The 17760-nt window shown below is 67.3% G+C and carries 19 protein-coding genes; 7 read left to right on the top strand and 12 right to left on the bottom strand.

Annotation, left to right across the window (positions count from 1 at the left end; translation table 11 throughout):
* Nucleotides 1-6 precede the first annotated feature (6 nt).
* From maiA to DK459_RS21005, 3 genes are read right to left on the bottom strand one after another with little or no spacing between them, the layout of a single operon-like run.
* Nucleotides 7-651 carry a maleylacetoacetate isomerase gene (gene maiA, locus DK459_RS21015; protein ID WP_006388316.1) on the bottom strand — a complete coding sequence of 215 codons (645 nt, stop codon included), beginning with the start codon at nt 649-651 and terminating at the stop codon, nt 7-9.
* 50 nt (nt 652-701) lie between these two features.
* Entirely contained in the window at nt 702-1685 is a 984-nt protein-coding gene (gene ispH / locus DK459_RS21010; RefSeq protein ID WP_006388315.1) for a 4-hydroxy-3-methylbut-2-enyl diphosphate reductase, read from the bottom strand.
* Nucleotides 1685-2161 (bottom strand): peptidylprolyl isomerase, encoded by a 477-nt coding sequence (locus tag DK459_RS21005; RefSeq protein WP_006388314.1) that lies wholly within the window; start codon nt 2159-2161, stop codon nt 1685-1687. The genes ispH and DK459_RS21005 overlap by 1 nt, the downstream gene beginning before the upstream one ends.
* A 51-nt stretch (nt 2162-2212) precedes the next feature.
* On the opposite strand from DK459_RS21005, the gene radC reads away from it, so the two are divergent.
* From radC to DK459_RS20975, 6 genes are all read left to right on the top strand, one after another.
* Complete coding sequence (radC, locus tag DK459_RS21000; protein WP_006388313.1) at nt 2213-2890, top strand: DNA repair protein RadC; 678 nt, start codon at nt 2213-2215, stop codon at nt 2888-2890.
* 105 nt (nt 2891-2995) lie between these two features.
* On the top strand, nt 2996-3625 hold the full coding sequence (gene kynB / locus DK459_RS20995; RefSeq protein WP_006388312.1) for an arylformamidase: 630 nt from the start codon (nt 2996-2998) through the stop codon (nt 3623-3625).
* 207 nt (nt 3626-3832) lie between these two features.
* Nucleotides 3833-4681, top strand: a complete 849-nt coding sequence (gene kynA, locus DK459_RS20990; protein ID WP_006388311.1) for a tryptophan 2,3-dioxygenase — start codon at nt 3833-3835, stop codon at nt 4679-4681.
* Between the two features lie 185 nt (nt 4682-4866).
* Entirely contained in the window at nt 4867-5133 is a 267-nt protein-coding gene (locus DK459_RS20985; RefSeq protein WP_006388310.1) for a type B 50S ribosomal protein L31, read from the top strand.
* Between the two features lie 124 nt (nt 5134-5257).
* A complete protein-coding gene (locus DK459_RS20980) occupies nt 5258-6988 on the top strand; it encodes a glycosyltransferase family 39 protein (protein WP_006388309.1) in 1731 nt (576 codons plus the stop codon).
* The gene (locus DK459_RS20975) at nt 6985-8391 is read left to right on the top strand and encodes an MATE family efflux transporter (RefSeq protein WP_110135041.1); all 1407 of its coding nucleotides are present in this window, start codon (nt 6985-6987) and stop codon (nt 8389-8391) included. The genes DK459_RS20980 and DK459_RS20975 overlap by 4 nt, the downstream gene beginning before the upstream one ends.
* 113 nt (nt 8392-8504) lie before the next feature.
* On the opposite strand, the gene paaK is transcribed toward DK459_RS20975, so the two are convergent.
* From paaK to paaA, 9 genes are all read right to left on the bottom strand, one after another.
* The gene (gene paaK / locus DK459_RS20970) at nt 8505-9821 is read right to left on the bottom strand and encodes a phenylacetate--CoA ligase PaaK (protein WP_006388307.1); all 1317 of its coding nucleotides are present in this window, start codon (nt 9819-9821) and stop codon (nt 8505-8507) included.
* A gap of 96 nt (nt 9822-9917) precedes the next feature.
* Nucleotides 9918-10391 (bottom strand): hydroxyphenylacetyl-CoA thioesterase PaaI, encoded by a 474-nt coding sequence (gene paaI, locus DK459_RS20965; protein ID WP_026382792.1) that lies wholly within the window; start codon nt 10389-10391, stop codon nt 9918-9920.
* Nucleotides 10391-11179, bottom strand: a complete 789-nt coding sequence (gene paaG / locus DK459_RS20960; protein ID WP_006388305.1) for a 2-(1,2-epoxy-1,2-dihydrophenyl)acetyl-CoA isomerase PaaG — start codon at nt 11177-11179, stop codon at nt 10391-10393. Before paaG ends, paaI begins: the two co-directional genes overlap by 1 nt.
* 15 nt (nt 11180-11194) lie before the next feature.
* Nucleotides 11195-12859 (bottom strand): phenylacetic acid degradation protein PaaN, encoded by a 1665-nt coding sequence (gene paaN / locus DK459_RS20955; RefSeq protein ID WP_006388304.1) that lies wholly within the window; start codon nt 12857-12859, stop codon nt 11195-11197.
* Nucleotides 12860-12904: 45 nt separating this feature from the next.
* Nucleotides 12905-13993, bottom strand: a complete 1089-nt coding sequence (gene paaE / locus DK459_RS20950) for a 1,2-phenylacetyl-CoA epoxidase subunit PaaE (RefSeq protein ID WP_024068196.1) — start codon at nt 13991-13993, stop codon at nt 12905-12907.
* Between the two features lie 14 nt (nt 13994-14007).
* A complete protein-coding gene (gene paaD, locus DK459_RS20945) occupies nt 14008-14517 on the bottom strand; it encodes a 1,2-phenylacetyl-CoA epoxidase subunit PaaD (RefSeq protein WP_370445613.1) in 510 nt (169 codons plus the stop codon).
* Nucleotides 14511-15275 (bottom strand): 1,2-phenylacetyl-CoA epoxidase subunit PaaC, encoded by a 765-nt coding sequence (paaC, locus tag DK459_RS20940; protein WP_054480918.1) that lies wholly within the window; start codon nt 15273-15275, stop codon nt 14511-14513. The genes paaD and paaC overlap by 7 nt, the downstream gene beginning before the upstream one ends.
* 15 nt (nt 15276-15290) lie before the next feature.
* Entirely contained in the window at nt 15291-15575 is a 285-nt protein-coding gene (gene paaB, locus DK459_RS20935; RefSeq protein WP_006388300.1) for a 1,2-phenylacetyl-CoA epoxidase subunit PaaB, read from the bottom strand.
* An 89-nt stretch (nt 15576-15664) separates the two neighbouring features.
* On the bottom strand, nt 15665-16654 hold the full coding sequence (gene paaA, locus DK459_RS20930) for a 1,2-phenylacetyl-CoA epoxidase subunit PaaA (RefSeq protein ID WP_024068194.1): 990 nt from the start codon (nt 16652-16654) through the stop codon (nt 15665-15667).
* Nucleotides 16655-16826: 172 nt separating this feature from the next.
* On the opposite strand from paaA, the gene paaX reads away from it, so the two are divergent.
* The gene (gene paaX / locus DK459_RS20925) at nt 16827-17756 is read left to right on the top strand and encodes a phenylacetic acid degradation operon negative regulatory protein PaaX (protein WP_020924567.1); all 930 of its coding nucleotides are present in this window, start codon (nt 16827-16829) and stop codon (nt 17754-17756) included.
* The last annotated feature ends 4 nt before the right edge of the window (nt 17757-17760 follow it).

Here is a 17760-nt window from a genome sequence, read left to right as displayed (position 1 = left end):
CCAGCCTTACTCCGCGTCGGGCTGCTTGCCCGGCGCGGCGGCGTCGAACGCCGGCAACTCGCGGCAGGCGGCGTCAATCCGCACGACCGTGGGCATCGCGGCCAGATCGCATTCGAAGCGGCGCGCGTTGGCCACCTGCGGCACCAGGCAAAGGTCGGCGATGGTCGGCGTGTCGCCATGGCAGAACTTGCCGGTGGCGGACGACCCGGCCAGTTGCGCTTCCAGGGCTTCCAATCCCTGGCGCACCCAATGCTGATACCAGGCCGTCTTGGCGGCTTCGTCCACGCCCAACGTGTGCTTCAGGTACTTCAACACCCGCAGGTTGTTCAAGGGATGCGTATCGCAGGCAATGCCCAGCGCGAGGTCGCGCACGCGCGCCCGGCCGATGGCGTCGGCCGGCAGCAGCGGCACCTGCGGATGCGTTTCCTCCAGGTACTCGATGATGGCGAGCGATTGACCGATGACCGCGTCGCCGTCGACCAGCGTCGGCACCAGCGCAGTCGGGTTGACCTTGCGGTAGTCGGCCGACAATTGCTGGCCGCCATCCTTCAGCAGGTGCACCGCCAGGTATTCGTACGGCAGGCCCTTCAGGTTCAGGGCGATGCGCACGCGATAGGCGGCCGAACTGCGGAAATAGCTGTACAACTGCATGAAGTCTCCTCGATTCTTGTTCTTGGCGGCGCCCGCGGCGGGGGCCGCGCCTATTCCAGCGATTCGGTCTGCGCCACCTTGCGCGACAGCCCCTTGGGCAACGGGAACGCCACGTTCTCTTCCAGGCCCGGCATGGTGCGCACCGACACCGCGCCCAGTTCCTTGACCCGCGCGATCACCTGCTGCACCAGGATCTCGGGCGCCGAGGCGCCGGCGGTCACGCCGATGCGCTTGCGGCCTTCGAGCCAGGCCGGGTCGATGGAATGCGCGCCGTCGATCAGGTAGGACGCCACGCCCTTGCGGTCCGCCACTTCGCGCAGGCGGTTGGAGTTGGAGCTGTTGGGGCTGCCCACCACCAGCACCAGGTCGCATTCCGGCGCCAGCACCTTGACCGCGTCCTGGCGGTTCTGGGTGGCATAGCAGATATCGCTTTTCTTGGGCTCGACGATGCTCGGGAAACGCGCCTTGAGCGCCTTGGATACCGCCGCCGCGTCATCCACGGAAAGGGTCGTCTGCGTGACGTAGGCCAGGTTCTCGGGGTCGTTCACCTGCAGGCCGGCCACGTCCTCGACCGTCTCGACCAGGTACATGCCGCCCTGGGCCTGGCCCAGCGTGCCTTCGACCTCGGGATGGCCCTTGTGGCCGATCATGATGATCTCGCGCCCGGCCGCGCGCATGCGGGCCACCTCGATATGCACCTTGGTCACCAGCGGACAAGTGGCGTCGAACACCTGCTGCCCGCGAGCCTCGGCCTCGGCCCGCACCGCCTTGGACACGCCGTGGGCGGAGAACACCACGATCGCGCCCGTGGGCGCGTCGTCGAGTTCGTCGATGAAGATGGCGCCCTTGGCGCGCAGGTCCTCGACCACGTAACGGTTGTGGACGATCTCGTGGCGCACGTAGATCGGCGCGCCATGCAACTCGAGCGCGCGCTCGACGATGTCGATGGCACGGTCGACGCCGGCACAGAAGCCGCGCGGCTGTGCCAGCACGACTTCGGCGTCGGCCGCGGTGACGGGGACAACCTGGCTCATCAGAGAACTCCCAGCAGCGCCACGTCGACTCGCAAACGGACGCCCGCAAGCGGGTGGTTGAAATCGAACAACGCCGATTCCTCGTTGATTTCCTTCAGAACGCCCGAATAGCGCCCGCCATTGGGCGCGGCGAATTCGACCAGGTCGCCCGGCTCGAAGGTGGCGTCCGCGCCCGCATGTTCGGCCAGCATCTTGCGCGTCACGCGCTGGATCAGCTCGGGATTGCGCTCGCCATAGGCATCGGCCGGCTCCAGCGTGACACTGAACCGGTCGCCTTCGGCCTTGCCGAGCAAGGCGGTTTCCAGGCCGGGGGCCCACTGGCCGCTACCCAATTGCAACGTCGCCGGACGGCCGTCGAAGGTGTCGGTGAATACCGACCCCTCGCCCGGCCCCGAGGCCAGGGTGATGCGGTAGTGCAGCGTCAGGTAGGAGTCCGGACGGACCAAAACGTTCACTTCGTTAGAGGCGATGCTCAAGATCTGCCACCGTATTCAGACAGTAAGTAAACCCTGATTTTAGAGCCTCTTATGAAATTGTCTGCGCGGGTGCCAAAAGCCGACCGTCCCAGGGAGCGCCTGCTGCGCCTGGGGGCGTCGGCGTTACAAAATGCCGAACTGCTCGCCATCGCCCTGCGCACGGGGGTGCCGGGCCTGAATGTGCTGGACCTGTCGTGCCAATTGCTGGACCGCTTCCATGGCCTGCGCGGGCTGCTGGGCGCCACCCCCGAGGAACTGCAGGCGTTGCCGGGGCTGGGCACCGCCAAGGCCTGCGCCCTGGCGGCCATACTGGAAATGGCCAAACGCGCGGTCGAAGAGGAACTGGCGCGCGACAGCACGCTCGACCACCCGTCCCGGGTAAAGCAATACTGCCGGGTCACGCTGGCCCACCGCCGGGTCGAACATTGCATCGCGCTCTACCTGGACAGCCGGCTGCGCCTGATCGCCAGCGGCGAACTGGCGCGCGGCACGCTGTCGCAGGCCTCGGTGTATCCGCGCGAAGTCGTGCGCGAGGCCCTGAGGCACCATGCCGCCGCGCTGATCGTGGCCCACAATCACCCCTCCGGCCTGGCCGAGCCAAGCGCGGCCGACCAGGCCTTCACCCGCCACCTGAAACAGGCGCTGGCCCTTGTGGACGTCGCCCTGATCGACCACCTCATCATCGCCGGCGACACGGTCACCTCGATGGCGGAACTGGGCCGCATCTGAGGGGCTGCGCGCGCCACGGGAATTCGTTAGACTACGGCCCGAAATTGCTTTAGGCTTAACCTAATTCCGCTTTCCCGATTCCGTTTTTCGCGACCCGCGCCCTCCATGAAACGCCTGTGGGATATCTCCCCTCCCGTCTCCACGGCTTCGCCCGTGTTCCCCGGCGATACCCCGTATCGCCAGGAATGGAAGTGGTCGCTCGCGCCCGGCTGCCCCGTCAACGTCAGCGAAATCACCCTGTCGCCGCACGTGGGCGCGCACGCCGACGCGCCGCTGCACTACCAGAACGGCGCCGCCGCCATCGGCGCGGTCTCGCTCGAACCGTTCCTGGGCCCCTGTCGCGTCATCCACGCGATCGACTGCGGCCCGCTGATCACCCCGGAGCACCTGCTCCACGCCGCCAACAACCTGCCGCCGCGCATCCTGGTGCGTACCGCCAAGCATGCCGCGCAGGAATGGTGGACCGACGACTTTTCGGCCTACGCGCCGCAAACCATCGAATGGCTGGCCGAACGCGGCGTCATGCTGATCGGGCTGGACACCCCCAGCATCGACCCCGCGTCCAGCAAGACCCTGGACAGCCATCACACCATCCTGCGGCACGACATTCGAGTACTGGAGAACCTGGTGCTCGACGACGTGCCGGAGGGCGATTACGAACTGATCGCACTGCCGCTGGCTTTGATCCAGGCTGACGCCAGCCCGGTGCGCGCCGTCTTGCGCGAATTGGGCTGAAACACCGGCCACGGGCGGACCGTGCGGGCCGCGGCGCAATGATGGCGCCGCCGCTGCGCCGACCGCCCCATTCGAAAGAAGCACGACCATGACCATTCCGTACGACCCGCGCATGGCGCTCGCCTGCGCCCGCCTGCCATTTTCCGGCTGGCGCAGCCTGCCCGCCTCCGCCCGCCGCGCGGCCCCACCCTGCCAGCGAGGCCAGGCATGAGCCAGAACCAACGCCCCGAAGACATCGTCCACGAGGAAAAAGCGCAGCTGGATTTCGCGCGCGACATGACCTACGGCGACTACCTGCACCTGGACGAGCTGCTGGGCGCGCAGCACCCGCTGTCGCCCGAGCACAATGAGATGCTGTTCATCGTGCAGCACCAGACCAGCGAACTCTGGATGAAGCTGATGCTGCACGAGCTGCGCGGCGCCATCGCCAACCTGGCGGCCGACCGCCCGCAGCCCGCCTTCAAGATGCTGGCCCGGGTCAGCAAAATCATGGAACAGCTCGTCCATGCCTGGGACGTGCTCGCGACCATGACGCCGCCCGAGTACTCCGCCCTGCGGCCCTATCTGGCCCGTTCCAGCGGCTTCCAGAGCTACCAGTACCGCCAGATCGAGTTCCTGCTGGGCAACAAGAACGCCGCCATGCTCAAGCCGCACGCGCATCGCGCCGACCTGCTGGCGCAGGTGCAACAGGCCTACGAGGCGCCCTCGCTGTATGACGAATCCCTGCGCCTGCTGGCGCGGCACGGCGTGACGGTCCCCGCCGACCGCCTGGAACGCGATTGGACCCAGCCTTACCTGGCCTCCGATGGCGTCGAACAGGCCTGGCTGACCGTCTACCGCGACACCGACCGCTACTGGGACCTGTACCAACTGGGCGAAAAGCTGACCGACCTGGAGGATGCCTTCCGCTTGTGGCGTTTCCGCCACGTCACCACGGTCGAGCGCGTCATCGGCTTCAAGCGCGGCACCGGCGGCACCTCGGGCGTGGACTACCTGCGGCGCATGCTGGAAGTGGTGCTGTTCCCCGAGATCTGGAAACTGCGCACGAACCTCTGATCCGGCGCCTATCCGTCCCTGAATGGGCATCCGGGCAGGTCCGCCCGGATTGCCTCGCCCGCCCCGTGATTCCCATGCTAGAATGCACAGTTACTTTTCGGATACGTGGCAGGAACCTGAAAGTGGTTCGTGCTGGCGACCCTAACTTTTGACATGACTCCCTGGGGGAGTCCTAGGAAAGCACCATGAAAGAAGGCATTCACCCCGAATACCGCGAAGTCGTCTTCGCCGACCTGCAAACGGGCAGCAAGTTCATCACCCGCTCGACCGTCCAGACGCGCGAAACCATCGAACTCGATGGCAAGACGTACCCGCTCTTCAAGTGCGACGTGACCTCCGAATCGCACCCGTTCTACACGGGCGCCCAGACGCGTATCGTCGAAACCGGCCGCGTGGAAAAATTCCGCGCCCGTTTCGCCCGCACCGCTGGCACGGTCAAGTCCGCTTCCTGATCCTGTTGCTCCCACGGGAGTCACAGCAAAAAGGCAGCCTCCGGGCTGCTTTTTTTTCCCCTGGCCCTGCTTGTCGATCAACCAGGGGCTGGCGCTTCCCGATCTCTCGGTTACATTAACGCCCGTGTCCCCACTTTCCATTTCCACTCCGGCCCGGCTGACGTCCGTGGCCACCGCGAAACTGCCCAGGCTGATCCTGCTTGGGCTGGCGCTGGCGTACATCGTCGCCGGCCTGTTCATGCGCGACCCGTGGAAAACCGACGACGCGGTCGGCCTGGCGACCATGATCACCGCCATCCGCGAGGGTGGCATCACCTGGCTGCTGCCGCAGGTGGGGCACCTGGCGCATGCCGAGGAAGGCCCGCTGATCACCTGGGTTGGCGCCATCTGCATCTGGCTGTTCGGCCCCTTCATCGGCGACATCACCGCCGGCCGCCTGCCCAATCTGCTCTGGTTCGGCATCACCGCCACCAGCGTCTGGTACGGCACCTATCTGCTGGGCCGCCGCGCCGAAGCGCAGCCACTGGCCCTGCCCTTCGGCGGCGAGCCGGAACCGCGCGACTACGGCCGCATGCTGGCCGACGCCGCGCTGCTGCTGCTGCTGGCCACGGTCGGCATCCTGCAGCGCACCCATGAAACCACGGTCGTGCCCGCCATCATGGCGTGCCAGGCGCTGGCCTTCTATTCGCTGGCGCGTACCGTCGATCGTCCGGTCACCGGCTCGACCACCCTGGGCATTGCGCTGGCCGCCAGCTTTCTCACGCGCGGCTGGATCGGCGCGCTGCCGATCATGGTCGGCGCCCTGCTGGCCTTCTATCCGCGCGGCCCGCTCTGGAAATGCAAGCGCTGGCTGCCCTGGGCGGCCGCGTTGGCCGCCGCGCTGATCCTGGCCTGGTGGATTCCGGCCACCCAGGCCAGCGAATACTGGATCCGCAACTGGAAGACCTGGAACCTGGCGTCCTTCGCCGTGCCCGCCTGGCACGACCTCGGCCGCACGCTGCGCGACCTGCCCTGGTATTTGTGGCCCACCTGGCCGCTGGCGCTGCTGGCCATCTGGCGCTGGCGCGCCTGGATCTATGCGCCGCATATCTGGTTGCCGCTGATGCTGCTGATCTGTTCCGCCCTCGTGCTGTTCGGGTTGGACGAGGCCAGCGATTCGGAATACGTACTGCTGGCCGTGCCTTGCGCGGTGCTGGGCGCGTTTTCGCTGCCGACCTTGCGTCGCGGCGTGGTCAACACGCTGGACTGGTTCGCAGTGATGTGCTTTTCGCTGACCGCCGCCACCGCGTGGCTCGGCTGGATCGCGTTGCATTTCCACTGGCCGGCGCAGATCGCGCGCAACATCGGCCGCCAGACCACCGGGTATGAGCCCGTCATCTCCTGGGTGGCCTTCGCCCTGGCGGTGGTCTTCACGCTCGGCTGGATCGCGCTGGTGGTCTGGCGCCTGCGCGTCAAGCCGCAAGCGCTGTGGCGCGGCACCGTGCTGTCGGCCGGCGGCCTGACGGTCACCTGGATCCTGCTGGTGCTGCTGTGGCAGCCCGCGGTCGACTACGCCCGCAGCTACCGCACCGTGTCGGGCGAGCTGGCGCAGGCCCTGGCACAGAACCTCCGTCCGGGCGAATGCGTGCGCGGACTGAGCCTGGGCAGCGGCCAGCGCGCCTCGTTCCTGATCTTCAACAACCTGACGTTCACGTTCGATTCGAAGTGCACGCTGGTGCTGCAGCAGACCACCAACCAGAGCCTGCGCGACAACACCGCCGCCTACAGCGACAGCGCCGACGTGCTGTGGCAGGGCGGCCGCCGCGCCGACCGCCAAGAAGTGTTCCGCCTGCTGCGAGTCGGCCCCACCCGATGACGCCCGCCCAACCGGCGGTGCCCGGTTTCGGCGCCACCCTGCGCAACATCGCCAAACAGGCCTGGCCGGTCCTGATCAGCCAATGGGCCGGCATCTCGTTCGGCGTGCTGGACACCGCCATGACCGGCCACGCCAGCGCCAACGACCTGGCGGCGATGGCGCTGTCGGCCTCGATCTACATCACCGTTTTCGTGGGTCTGATGGGGGTGGTGCACGCCCTCATCCCGATCCTGGCGCAGCATTTCGGCGCCGGCAACAACCGCGAAGTGGGCCGCAGTTGGGGCCAGGGCGTGTGGCTGGCGCTGGGCCTGTCGGCGGTGGGCGGCATCCTGATGCTGTTCCCGGATTTCTGGCTGTCGATGTCGGGCAACGTCGATCCCGGCGTGCGCGACCGCATCGCTTCGTACCTGCGGGCGCTGATCCTGGCGCTGCCGGCCGCGCTGGTGTTCCGCACCATCTACGCGCTCGGCACCTCCGTGTCGCGGCCCAAGCTGGTGATGGCGATCAACCTCACCGCCATCGGCTTCAAGGCCTTCTTCAACTGGCTGTTCATCTACGGCTCCCTCGGCCTGCCGGCCATGGGCGCCACCGGCGCCGGCCTGGCGACCGCCGTGGTGTCGTGGATGAGCCTGGGGCTGGGCCTGTGGGTCATCACCCACGACCGCTATTACCGTCGGTTCCACCTGCACGTCGGCCGGCCCGACTGGAAGACGCTGAAAGAACTGCTGCGACTGGGCATCCCCATGGGCGGTTCGTATCTGGTGGAGGTCTCGGCCTTCACCTTCATGGCCTTGCTGGTCGCGCGCGAAGGCACCTTCGTGACCGGCGGCCACCAGATCATGTCGAACCTGGCGGCATTGTGCTACATGATGCCGATGGCGCTGGGCGTGGCCACCGCCGCGCTGACGGCGCAGGCGATCGGCGCCGGCAACCTGGCGCATGCCCACCGCACCGGCATGGCCGGCCTGGCGCTGGGACTGATGGGCGCCCTGCTCACCGCGGTAGTGCTGCTGGCCGGCCGTCCGCTGATCCTGGCGGCCTACACCGACAATCCCCAGGTAGCCGCGGTGGCGACCACGCTGCTGGCGGTGCTGCCGCTGTTCCACCTGTTCGACTCCATGCAGTGCATCAACTCGTACCTGCTGCGGGCCTATAAAGTCGCGGTGGTGCCGCTGCTGCTGCAGACGGTGGCGCTGGCTGGCGTCGGCCTGGTCGGCGGCTGGTGGTTCGGTTTCGGCCCGGGCCGCGGCGGCCTGGACGGGCTGCGCGAGATCCTGGTGCCGGGCTCGCCTCAAGGCGCGGGCAGCATGTGGTTGATGGCAATGGCGGGCCTGGCGCTGTCAGCCACCCTGCTGCACTTCTGGTATCGGCATATCGTGCGGACCGTGGCGCGCCAGGCCTGACGGCGCGCCCGGCGGGCAGCGACGGCGCAAAAAAAAAGCAGCCCGAGGGCTGCTTTTTTCATGGCGGTGTGGCCGCCCCGCGCCGTTGCCGGCGGCGGGGACGCGCAGCGCGCTCAGCCCTTGGGGCGCTTGTCGATCACACGGCGGGCCTTGCCGGTCAGCGTGCGCTCGACGTGGCCGGCGTCCGACACCTGGATGCGGGCGCTGACACCGATGTGCGTCTTGACCGCATGCTGCAGTTGCTTGCCCAGCGCCGCGCGCTCGGCGTCCGACAGGGTCGCGAACTCGGCGCGGACTTCCGTCAGGATCTCGAGCTCATCCATATTGCCCGTGCGCGACAGCACCAGCTGGTAATGCGGGGCCAGTTGCGCGATCTTGAGCACCAGCTCCTCGACCTGGGTCGGGAACATGTTCACGCCGCGCACGATCAGCATGTCGTCGCTGCGGCCCGTGATCTTGCCGATGCGGCGCATGCTGCGCGCGGTGGGCGGCAACAGGCGGGTCAGGTCGCGGGTGCGGTAGCGGATGATGGGCATCGCTTCCTTGGTCAGCGAGGTGAACACCAGTTCGCCCGGCTCGCCGTCCGCCACGGGCTCGCCCGTGTCCGGATTGATGATCTCGGCGTAGAAGTGGTCTTCCCACACCACAGGACCGTCCTTGGTCTCGACGCACTCGCTGGCCACGCCCGGGCCCATCACTTCGGACAGGCCGTAGATGTCGACCGCGTCGATGCCCGCCTCGGCCTCGATGTCGGCGCGCATCTGCCCGGTCCAGGGCTCGGCGCCGAAGATGCCGATGCGCAGCGAACTTTGACGCGGATCAATCCCCTGGCGGCGCTGCTCCTCCAGAATATTGCAGAAATAGGAGGGCGTGACCATGATGATGTCCGGACGGAAATCGTTGATCAGCTGCACCTGCTTTTCGGTCTGCCCGCCCGACATCGGGATGACGGTGCAACCCAGGCGTTCGGCGCCGTAATGCGCGCCCAGGCCGCCCGTGAACAGGCCGTAGCCGTAGGCCACGTGCACCGTGTCGCCGGGCTTGCCGCCGGCCGCGCGGATCGAGCGCGCCACCAGGTTGGCCCAGTTGTCCAGGTCGCGCTGGGTGTAGCCCACCACGGTCGGCTTGCCGGTCGTGCCGCTGGACGCGTGGATGCGCGAAATGCGCTCGCGCGGCACCGCGAACATGCCGAACGGATAGTTCTCGCGCAGTTCCTTCTTGGTGGTGAAGGGGAACTTCGAAATGTCGGACAGCTGTTTCAGGTCGTCCGGATGCACGCCGATCTCGTCGAACGCCTTCTTGTAGTGCGGCACGTTCTCGTAGGCGTGCTTGAGCGACCACTTCAGGCGCTCGAGCTGCAACGCGCGCAGCTCATCCTGGCTGGCATGCTCGATGGGGTCCAGCCCCGGCTTGCTCATGGTGTTGGGCATGGTTATCTCTCTCCTGGAATGCTCTACCCTCCGTGCCGGGGGACGCGCCGCGCGCCCGCCTCGGCCGGTGGCCTTGTCTCTGATTGGTTGACGCGTTCAAGCCTCGGCCGGCGTGCCGACGATCTGCCCCTTGATGCGATAGGACCGGCCCCGGAACAGGGCGACGTTGCGGCCGTCCTGGTTGGTGACGGTCACGTCGTACACCCCGGTGCGCCCGGCCAGCGAGCGCTCCTGCGCCACCGCGGTCAGCAGGTCGCCCTCGAAGCCGGGGGCCAGGTAATCGATGGTGCAGCCCGACGCCACGGTGCTGACATTGCGGGAATTGCAGGAAAAGGCAAAGGCGCTGTCGGCCAGCGCGAAGATGAAGCCGCCATGGCAGGTCTTGTGGCCGTTGAGCATATCGGGGCGCACCCGCATGCTCAGGCGCGCATAGCCCGGCGCCATTTCCTCGACCTTCATGTCCAGGCCCTGCGAGGCCGCGTCGCCGGCGTACATCACCGTGCCCACGGCCTGCGCCAGTTCCTGCGGATCCGTCGGCGCCTCGACGGGCGGAACGTGCGTGCTGCTCATCATTGCCCCTTGAACTGCGGTTCGCGTTTGCCCAGGAAGGCCGCCACGCCTTCGGCGTAGTCGGCGCTGCGGCCCAATTCGCGCATCATGTCGCGCTCCAGGTCGAGCTGGGTCGCCAGGTCATTGCCCAGGCTGGCCTGCAAGGCGCGCTTGGTGAAGGCCAGGCCCTTGGTCGGCGCGCGCGAGAAATGCTGCGCCAGGTTTTCCAGGGTCGTGTCGAACGCGTCGTCGGCCACGCATTGCCAGATCAGGCCCCAGGCCTCGGCCTGGCGCGCGCTGAGCTTGTCGCCCAGCATGGCCAGCCCCATGGCGCGGGCGCGGCCCACCAGGCGCGGCAGCACGAAGGTGCCGCCCGTGTCGGGGATCAGGCCCAGCTTGCAGAACGACTGGATGAAGTTGGCCGATTCCTTGGCGATGACGATGTCGCCGGCGAAGGCCAGGTTGGCGCCGGCGCCGGCCGCCACGCCATTGACGCCCACCACCACCGGCATCGGCAAGGCGTTCAGGCGCCGCACCAGCGGCGCGTAGAACTTGTCGACGGTCTCGCCCAGGTCGGGCGGCGTGCCGTCGGGCGCGGGCTTGCGCTCGCTCAGGTCCTGCCCGGCGCAGAAGCCGCGGCCGGCGCCGGTCAGCACCAGCACGCGCGCGCCTTCGGTTTCGACGCGGGTCAGCGCATCCGCCACTTCGCCATGCATGTTGGCAGTGAAGCTGTTGAGCTTGTCCGGGCGGTTCAGCGTCAGGCGAGCGATGCCGTCGGCCAGTTCGAATTGGATGTCTTGATAGGTCATGTCCGGATCCACCGTTCAGATGTGGCGGCGGGTCTGCACCACGCGGAAGCGGTTGGACACGTAGGCCGAGTCGGACAGCGCCGCGTTGGCCGCCGGGTTGGCGCCGGTGCCGTGGAAATCGCTGAAGGCGGCGGTCTGGTTGACGAACACCGCGCCGGTCAGGTTCAGCGACAACGACACGCCGGACTCTTCCGCCGCGTCCTGCACCTGCTCGGCCACCTCGTTGCTGGTGGTGTAGGCCGACAGCGACAGCGCGCCGTGCTCGATCACGCTGTCGCGCGCGATCTGGATGCTGTGGGCGGTGGAATCGGTGGCGACCACGAAGGCGATCGGGCCGAACCATTCCTGGCTGATGGCGGGGTTGCCGGCCTCGGCGCGCAGCAGCAGCGGCGTGCGCACGCGGGCGTTCTCGAACTGCGGGTGCGTCAGCGCCTTGCTGTCGGCCACCACCGGCAGGCCCAGCGCGCGGGCCTTCTCGATGCGTTCGACGATGCCTTCGTTCTGGATCGCGCCGGTCAGCTCGACGGCCTTGGCGGCGTCGGCGCCGAGCTTGTCGACGGCGGCGCCCAGGGCGGCGGCGACCTCATCGAAGCTGACGCGGCCTTCGGGCGTCTGGATGCCGTCGCGCGGCACGTAGATGTTCTGCGGCGCCGTGCACATCTGGCCCGAATACAACGCCAGCGAGAACGCCAGGTTGCGCGCCACGCCCTTCAGGTCGGCGGCCGAATCGATGATGACCTGGTTGACGCCGGCCTTCTCGGTGTAGACCAGCGCCTGGCGGGCATTGTTTTCCAGCCAGTCGCCGTTGGCGGTGCTGCCGGTGAAGTCGATGATCTTGACCGCGGGATCCAGCGCCAGCTGGCGCGCGGTGTCTTCCTCGGCGGTGTGCGCGGCCAGCAGCACCACATCCGGATCGAAGCCGGCTTCCTGCAGCACTTCGCGCGCCACCTTGACGGTCAGCGCCAGCGGCAGGATCGCGCCCGGGTGCGGCTTGACGATGACGGTGTTGCCGGTGGCCAGGCTGGCGAACAGGCCAGGGTAGCCGTTCCAGGTCGGGAAGGTCGAGCAGCCGATCACCAGCGCCACGCCGCGCGGCACCACGGTGAAGTGCTTTTCCATGCGGATGGGGTCGTTCTTGCCCTGCGGCTTTTCCCAGATGGCGACGCCGGGGATGCGCGACATTTCCTGCCAGGCGTAGGCCACGGCCTCGAAGCCGCGATCCTGCGCATGCGGGCCGCCGGCCTGGAAGGCCATCATGAAGCCCTGGCCGGTGGTGTGCTGCACCGCGTAGGCCATTTCGAAGCTGAGCTTGTTCAGGCGCGCCAGGATTTCCAGCGACACGCCCACCCAGGCCTGCGGGCCGGCGCGGCGCCAGTCCTGCAGCGCGCGCTTGGAGGCGGCCACCAGCTTGGCGGCTGGCACGTGCGGATAGGTGATGCCCAGGTCGAAGCCGTAGGGCGACTTTTCGCCGCCGACGGTGCCGTCGGCGTCGTGCAGGTTCAGCGGGAACGGCTTGCCGCGCAGGGCCTCGAAGGCGGCGCGGCCGTCGTCATTGGCGGTCTCGCCATAGTTGCGGGGGCTGGGCGACTCGGCAAACGGGCTCCAGTAGCCGCGCAATGCGGCGGCGGCCAGGGCTTGTTCCAGCTGGGGCTGGTGGCGTTCGAAGAATTTCTGGGACACTGCGTCTCTCCAAATGGAATAGGGGTGTGACTGGCGCGCGCCGGGTCAGGTTTCCTGGTCGAAGTCGATCACCAGGCGGTCGCTGACCGGAAAGCTCTGGCAGCTCAGGATAAAGCCTCGGGCCACTTCGTAGTCTTCCAGGGCGAAATTGGCGTCCATGTCCACTTCGCCCTCGACCACCTTGCAGCGGCAGGTGGAACACACCCCGCCCTTGCACGAATACGGCAGCTCGATGCCCTGCGCCAGCGCCGAATCCAGCACGCTGTCTTTGTTCTTGTCGATCACGAACTTGCGGCTGTGGCCGTCCTGCACCACGGTCACCTCGCACTGGCCCTTGCCGGGCGCCTGGCGGGCGTCCTGCCCCGTGCGCAACGCGCGCGGCCCCTTCGGGGCGCCGAACAGTTCGAACTTGATGTTCGCCTTCGGGATGCCGCGGGCCTGCAGCCGCTCGACCACGCTCTCGGTCATGGTCTGCGGACCGCAGACAAAAGCGTAGTCGATATCCTCGGGACTCATCCAGGCCGACATCAGCTGGTCGACCTTGTCGCCGTCCAGGCGGCCGTTGAACAGCTCGATGTCCTGGGTTTCGCGGCTCATGACGTAGACCAGCGAGAAGCGGTCCATGTACAGGTTCTTCAGGTCCTCGATCTCTTCGCGGAACAGCACGGCCGACGAGGCGCGGTTGCCGAAGAACAGCGTGAACTTGCTGTTCGGCTCGGTCGACAGCGCGGTCTTGACCAGCGAGAACACCGGCGTGATGCCGCTGCCCACCGCGAATGCCACGTAGTGGCGCTGGTTTTCAGGTGAGAAGTCGACGGTGAAGTTGCCGGCCGGCGCCATCACTTCCAGCGTCTGGCCCGGTTGCAGCTCGTGGTTGGCCCAGCTGGAGAAGACGCCCTCGTCGACCTTCTTGATCGCCACGCGCAGCAGCTTGTCGCGCGGCGCCGAACAGATCGAATAGGAGCGGCGCAGTTCCTCGCCGTTGAGCTGCGTGCGCAGCGTCAGGTATTGGCCGGGCTGGAAAGCGAACTCGTCGACCAGCGTATCGGGCAGGTCGAACGTCACGACCACCGCGTCGCGCGTGTTGCGCGCCACCGAGGCCACTTTCAGGGGGTGGAATTGGTTCAGGCTCATTCTCGAAACCACTCTCAGTGAGTCTTGAAGTAATCGAACGGCTCGCGGCAGCTGACGCAGCGGTACAGCGCCTTGCACGAGGTCGATCCGAAGTTGCTGACCAGGCGCGTGTCGCGCGAGCCGCAGCGCGGGCACTCGATGGCGGGCCCGGCACTGCGCCGGCTGATGCCCGAGATGTCGATGGCCTGCTGCGCGGGCGCGGCGATGCCGTAGTCCTTGAGCGCGGCGCGGCCTTTTTCGCTCATCCAGTCGGTGGTCCAGGCGGGCGACAGGCGCGTCTCGACGCGCACCTCGCCGATGCCGTGGCGCGCCAGCACCTGGCGGATGTCTTCGGTGATCTCCCGCATCGCGGGGCAGCCGGAGTAGGTCGGCGTGATGACGACGACACAGGCGTCGCCGTCCCAGGACACGTCCCGCACCACGCCCAGGTCCACCACCGACAGCACGGGGATCTCCGGATCGGGGACCTCCTGCAGCCAGGCGTAGACCTGCTCGATGGACACGGGCGCGACGGCGTTCACCACTTGGCTCCCGGATAGGCGCGCGGCAGGTACTGCATTTCCGCCAGCACGTAGCCCAGTTCCTCGGTGTGCCGGCCCTGGCGGCCGCCACGGTGGGCCGGATGGTTTGCGGCCGCGGAGTCCGGCACGGTCAGCGTGGCTTCCTCCAGCACTTCGCGCACATGCTGTTCCCAGGGCGCGCGCAGCGCGGCCAGCTCACAGCCGATGCCGCGCGCCGCCATGTCCTGGTCGATCGCGTCGTCGGTGAACAGTTCGCCGGTGAAGCGCCAGGCGTCGTCGATCGCCGCCTGCATCCTGGCGTGGCTGGTCTCGGTGCCATCGCCCAGGCGCACCACCATGTCCGACGAACGGCGCACGTGGTAGGTCACTTCCTTGAGCGACTTGGCGGCGATGCCGGCCACGCGCTCGTCCGACGATTGCGCCAGGCGCTGCAAGAGGAAGTAGTGCCAGACGTCGAACAGGAACTGGCGCGCCATGGTGTCGGCATAGTTGCCGTTGGGCCGTTCGACCAGCAGCGCATTGTGGAACTGATGGGCATCGCGCAGATAGGCCAACGCGTCCTCGTCGCGGCCGGCGCCTTCGACCTCGCCGGCCAGCGTCAGCCACATGCGGGCCTGGCCCAGCAGGTCGAGCGCGGTGTTGGTCAGCGCCAGGTCCTCTTCCAGGATCGGGCCGTGCCCGGTCCAGGCGCCCAGCCGCTGCGACAGGATCAGCGTGGTATCGCCCAGGCGCAGCAGGTATTCGAAGAAAATCTTGTCCATGTCTCCCCCGCCGCCTTACATGTGCTTGATTTCTTCAGGCATCGGAAAGAACGTGGGATGCCGGTAGACCTTGCTGTTGGCCGGCTCGAACAAGGGATCCTTGTCGCCCGGGCTGCTGGCGGAAATGTCGGAAGCCCGCACCACCCAGATGCTCAGGCCTTCGTTGCGGCGGGTGTAGACGTCGCGGGCGTGGTTGATCGCCATTTCGGCGTCGGGCGCGTGCAGGCTGCCGACGTGCTTGTGCGCCAGGCCGTGCTGGCTGCGGATGAACACTTCCCACAGAGGCCAGTCTTTGCTCATGATGGATATCCTCGGATGCCGGGCGCGCGTGGCGCCCCGGGTATTGGATGAGTAAGGAGTTGGAAGGCCGGGCGCCGCCCGGCCAAGGCTCAGGCCGCCTTGCGCTCGGCCTGCTTGTCGGCGTAGGCGACCAGCGCCTCGCGCACCCAGGCGCCGTCTTCGTGCGCCTTGACGCGCGCCGCCAGGCGTTCGCGGTTGCATGGGCCATTGCCCTTGAGCACGGCGTAGAACTCGCTCCAGTCGATCTCGCCGAAGTCATAGTGGCCGCGCTCGGCGTTCCACTTCAGTTCGGGATCGGGAATGGTCAGGCCCAGGTATTCGGCCTGCGGCACGGTCTGGTCGACCATCTTCTGGCGCAGCTCGTCGTTGGAGAAGAGCTTGATCTTCCAGGCCATCGACTGGGCGCTGTTGGGAGAGTCGGCATCCGACGGGCCGAACATCATGAGGGCCGGCCACCACCAGCGGTTCAGCGAGTCCTGCACCATCGCCTTCTGTTCGGGCGTGCCGTGCAGGCACATCTGCATCAGCAGGTCGTAGCCCTGGCGCTGGTGGAAGGACTCCTCCTTACAGACGCGCACCATGGCGCGGGCGTAGGGGCCGTAGGAGCAACGGCACAGCGGGATCTGGTTGATGATGGCCGAGCCGTCGACCAGCCAGCCGATCATGCCGATGTCGGCCCAGCTGAGCGTGGGGTAATTGAAGATGCTGGAGTACTTGGCGCGGCCGGCGTGCAGGTCGTCGATCAGGTCGTCGCGCGATACGCCCAGGGTTTCGGCGGCGCTGTACAGGTAGAGGCCGTGGCCGGCTTCGTCCTGCACCTTGGCCAGCAGGATGGCCTTGCGCTTGAGCGACGGAGCGCGGGTGATCCAGTTGCCTTCCGGCAGCATGCCGACGATTTCGGAGTGCGCGTGCTGCGAGATCTGGCGCACCAGGGTCTTGCGGTAGGCCTCGGGCATCCAGTCCTTGGCCTCGATCCGCACGCCTTCGTCGATGCGGCGCTGGAACGTCTGTTCGCGGCCTTCGAGCTGGTCCGCGGTCTTGACCTGCTTGACGCCGGTTTCGACGAGTTGAGCGTACATGGTTGTCTCCTTGAGACGGTTTGCGATAGCGCAAAGCGAACGCCGCGCAGTGCCGTCATGTCATAGGCGGATTATTTAATACAAAAAAACCATTGTCAAACTCAAATCTGTATCACATTGGATTTATGTATCATATCCAGGATCCCGATATCGGCCCCTTGCGGCCCCCCTTATGGCAAACCCTCAGTCGCCCCTGGACCGTTACCTGTCACGCCTCATCAAGAGCGATCCGCCGCGCGCCAAATCGCTCTGCGTCAGCCTGCTGGGCGACGCCCTTGCGCCGCACGGCGGCGCCATCTGGCTCGGCGACCTGATCGAGTTGCTGGCCCCGCTGGGCATCAACGAACGGCTGCTGCGCACCAGCGTGTTCCGGCTGGTGGCGCAGAACTGGCTGCAGTCCGAACGCCACGGCCGGCGCAGCCTCTACCTGATTTCCGAGCAGGGCCTGCGCCACACGGCGCACGCCTCGCAGCGCATCTACGTCGGCGCGCCGCGGGAATGGAACGGGGAATGGACGCTGGTGGCGCTGCCTCGCACCGGCAACGGGCTGGCCGAGCGCGCGGAGCTGCGCCGCGAGCTGGTCTGGGAAGGGTTCGGGATGATCGCGCCGGGGCTGTTCGCCCATCCGCACACCGAGGCCCGCGCGGCCCATGACATCCTGGAAAAGCTGGGCATTCCGGACAAGGCGCTGGTGCTGTCGGCGCGCGACCTGGCCGGCGCCGGCGGCCTGCCGATAGCCAGCCTGGCCTCGCAGTGCTGGAACCTGGACGACGTGGCCGAGCAATATCGACAGTTCAGCCGCAATTTCGGCCCGCTGGAAAAACTGCTGGAAGCCCCGCCCTCGCCTTCGGACGCCTTCATCGCGCGCGTCATGCTGCTGCACAATTGGCGTCGGATCGTGCTGCACGATCCGCAATTGCCCGGCCCGATGCTGCCCGACAACTGGCCGGGCCACGCGGCCCGCGAGATCTGCGGCCGCATCTACTGGCGGGTGTTCGACGCCTCGGAAGCGCACCTGAACGCCCTGGCCGGCCGCGACAATGAAAGATACCGCCCGCTGGCCGCGGACATCGCGGCGCGCTTCGGCGGCCGGCCAGCCTGAAACC

Origin of the sequence: Achromobacter sp. RW408 (assembly GCF_003184165.1) — a bacterium.
Classification (GTDB): Bacteria; Pseudomonadota; Gammaproteobacteria; order Burkholderiales; family Burkholderiaceae_B; genus Achromobacter; species Achromobacter xylosoxidans.
Note: the sequence above shows the minus strand (reverse complement) of the source record. Positions and strands in the feature narration are given on the sequence as shown.

What these genes read in the sequence shown, in the direction of transcription:
- paaE (WP_024068196.1), bottom strand. Translation starts at nt 13,993, where the DNA reads ATGAGCCTGAACCAATTCCACCCCCTGAAAGTGGCCTCGGTGGCGCGC.
- radC (WP_006388313.1), top strand. Translation starts at nt 2,213, where the DNA reads ATGAAATTGTCTGCGCGGGTGCCAAAAGCCGACCGTCCCAGGGAGCGC.
- DK459_RS20975 (WP_110135041.1), top strand. Translation starts at nt 6,985, where the DNA reads ATGACGCCCGCCCAACCGGCGGTGCCCGGTTTCGGCGCCACCCTGCGC.
- paaX (WP_020924567.1), top strand. Translation starts at nt 16,827, where the DNA reads ATGGCAAACCCTCAGTCGCCCCTGGACCGTTACCTGTCACGCCTCATC.
- paaB (WP_006388300.1), bottom strand. Translation starts at nt 15,575, where the DNA reads ATGAGCAAAGACTGGCCTCTGTGGGAAGTGTTCATCCGCAGCCAGCAC.
- maiA (WP_006388316.1), bottom strand. Translation starts at nt 651, where the DNA reads ATGCAGTTGTACAGCTATTTCCGCAGTTCGGCCGCCTATCGCGTGCGC.
- paaG (WP_006388305.1), bottom strand. Translation starts at nt 11,179, where the DNA reads ATGACCTATCAAGACATCCAATTCGAACTGGCCGACGGCATCGCTCGC.
- kynB (WP_006388312.1), top strand. Translation starts at nt 2,996, where the DNA reads ATGAAACGCCTGTGGGATATCTCCCCTCCCGTCTCCACGGCTTCGCCC.
- kynA (WP_006388311.1), top strand. Translation starts at nt 3,833, where the DNA reads ATGAGCCAGAACCAACGCCCCGAAGACATCGTCCACGAGGAAAAAGCG.
- paaI (WP_026382792.1), bottom strand. Translation starts at nt 10,391, where the DNA reads ATGAGCAGCACGCACGTTCCGCCCGTCGAGGCGCCGACGGATCCGCAG.
- paaC (WP_054480918.1), bottom strand. Translation starts at nt 15,275, where the DNA reads ATGGACAAGATTTTCTTCGAATACCTGCTGCGCCTGGGCGATACCACG.
- paaA (WP_024068194.1), bottom strand. Translation starts at nt 16,654, where the DNA reads ATGTACGCTCAACTCGTCGAAACCGGCGTCAAGCAGGTCAAGACCGCG.
- ispH (WP_006388315.1), bottom strand. Translation starts at nt 1,685, where the DNA reads ATGAGCCAGGTTGTCCCCGTCACCGCGGCCGACGCCGAAGTCGTGCTG.
- paaK (WP_006388307.1), bottom strand. Translation starts at nt 9,821, where the DNA reads ATGCCCAACACCATGAGCAAGCCGGGGCTGGACCCCATCGAGCATGCC.
- DK459_RS20985 (WP_006388310.1), top strand. Translation starts at nt 4,867, where the DNA reads ATGAAAGAAGGCATTCACCCCGAATACCGCGAAGTCGTCTTCGCCGAC.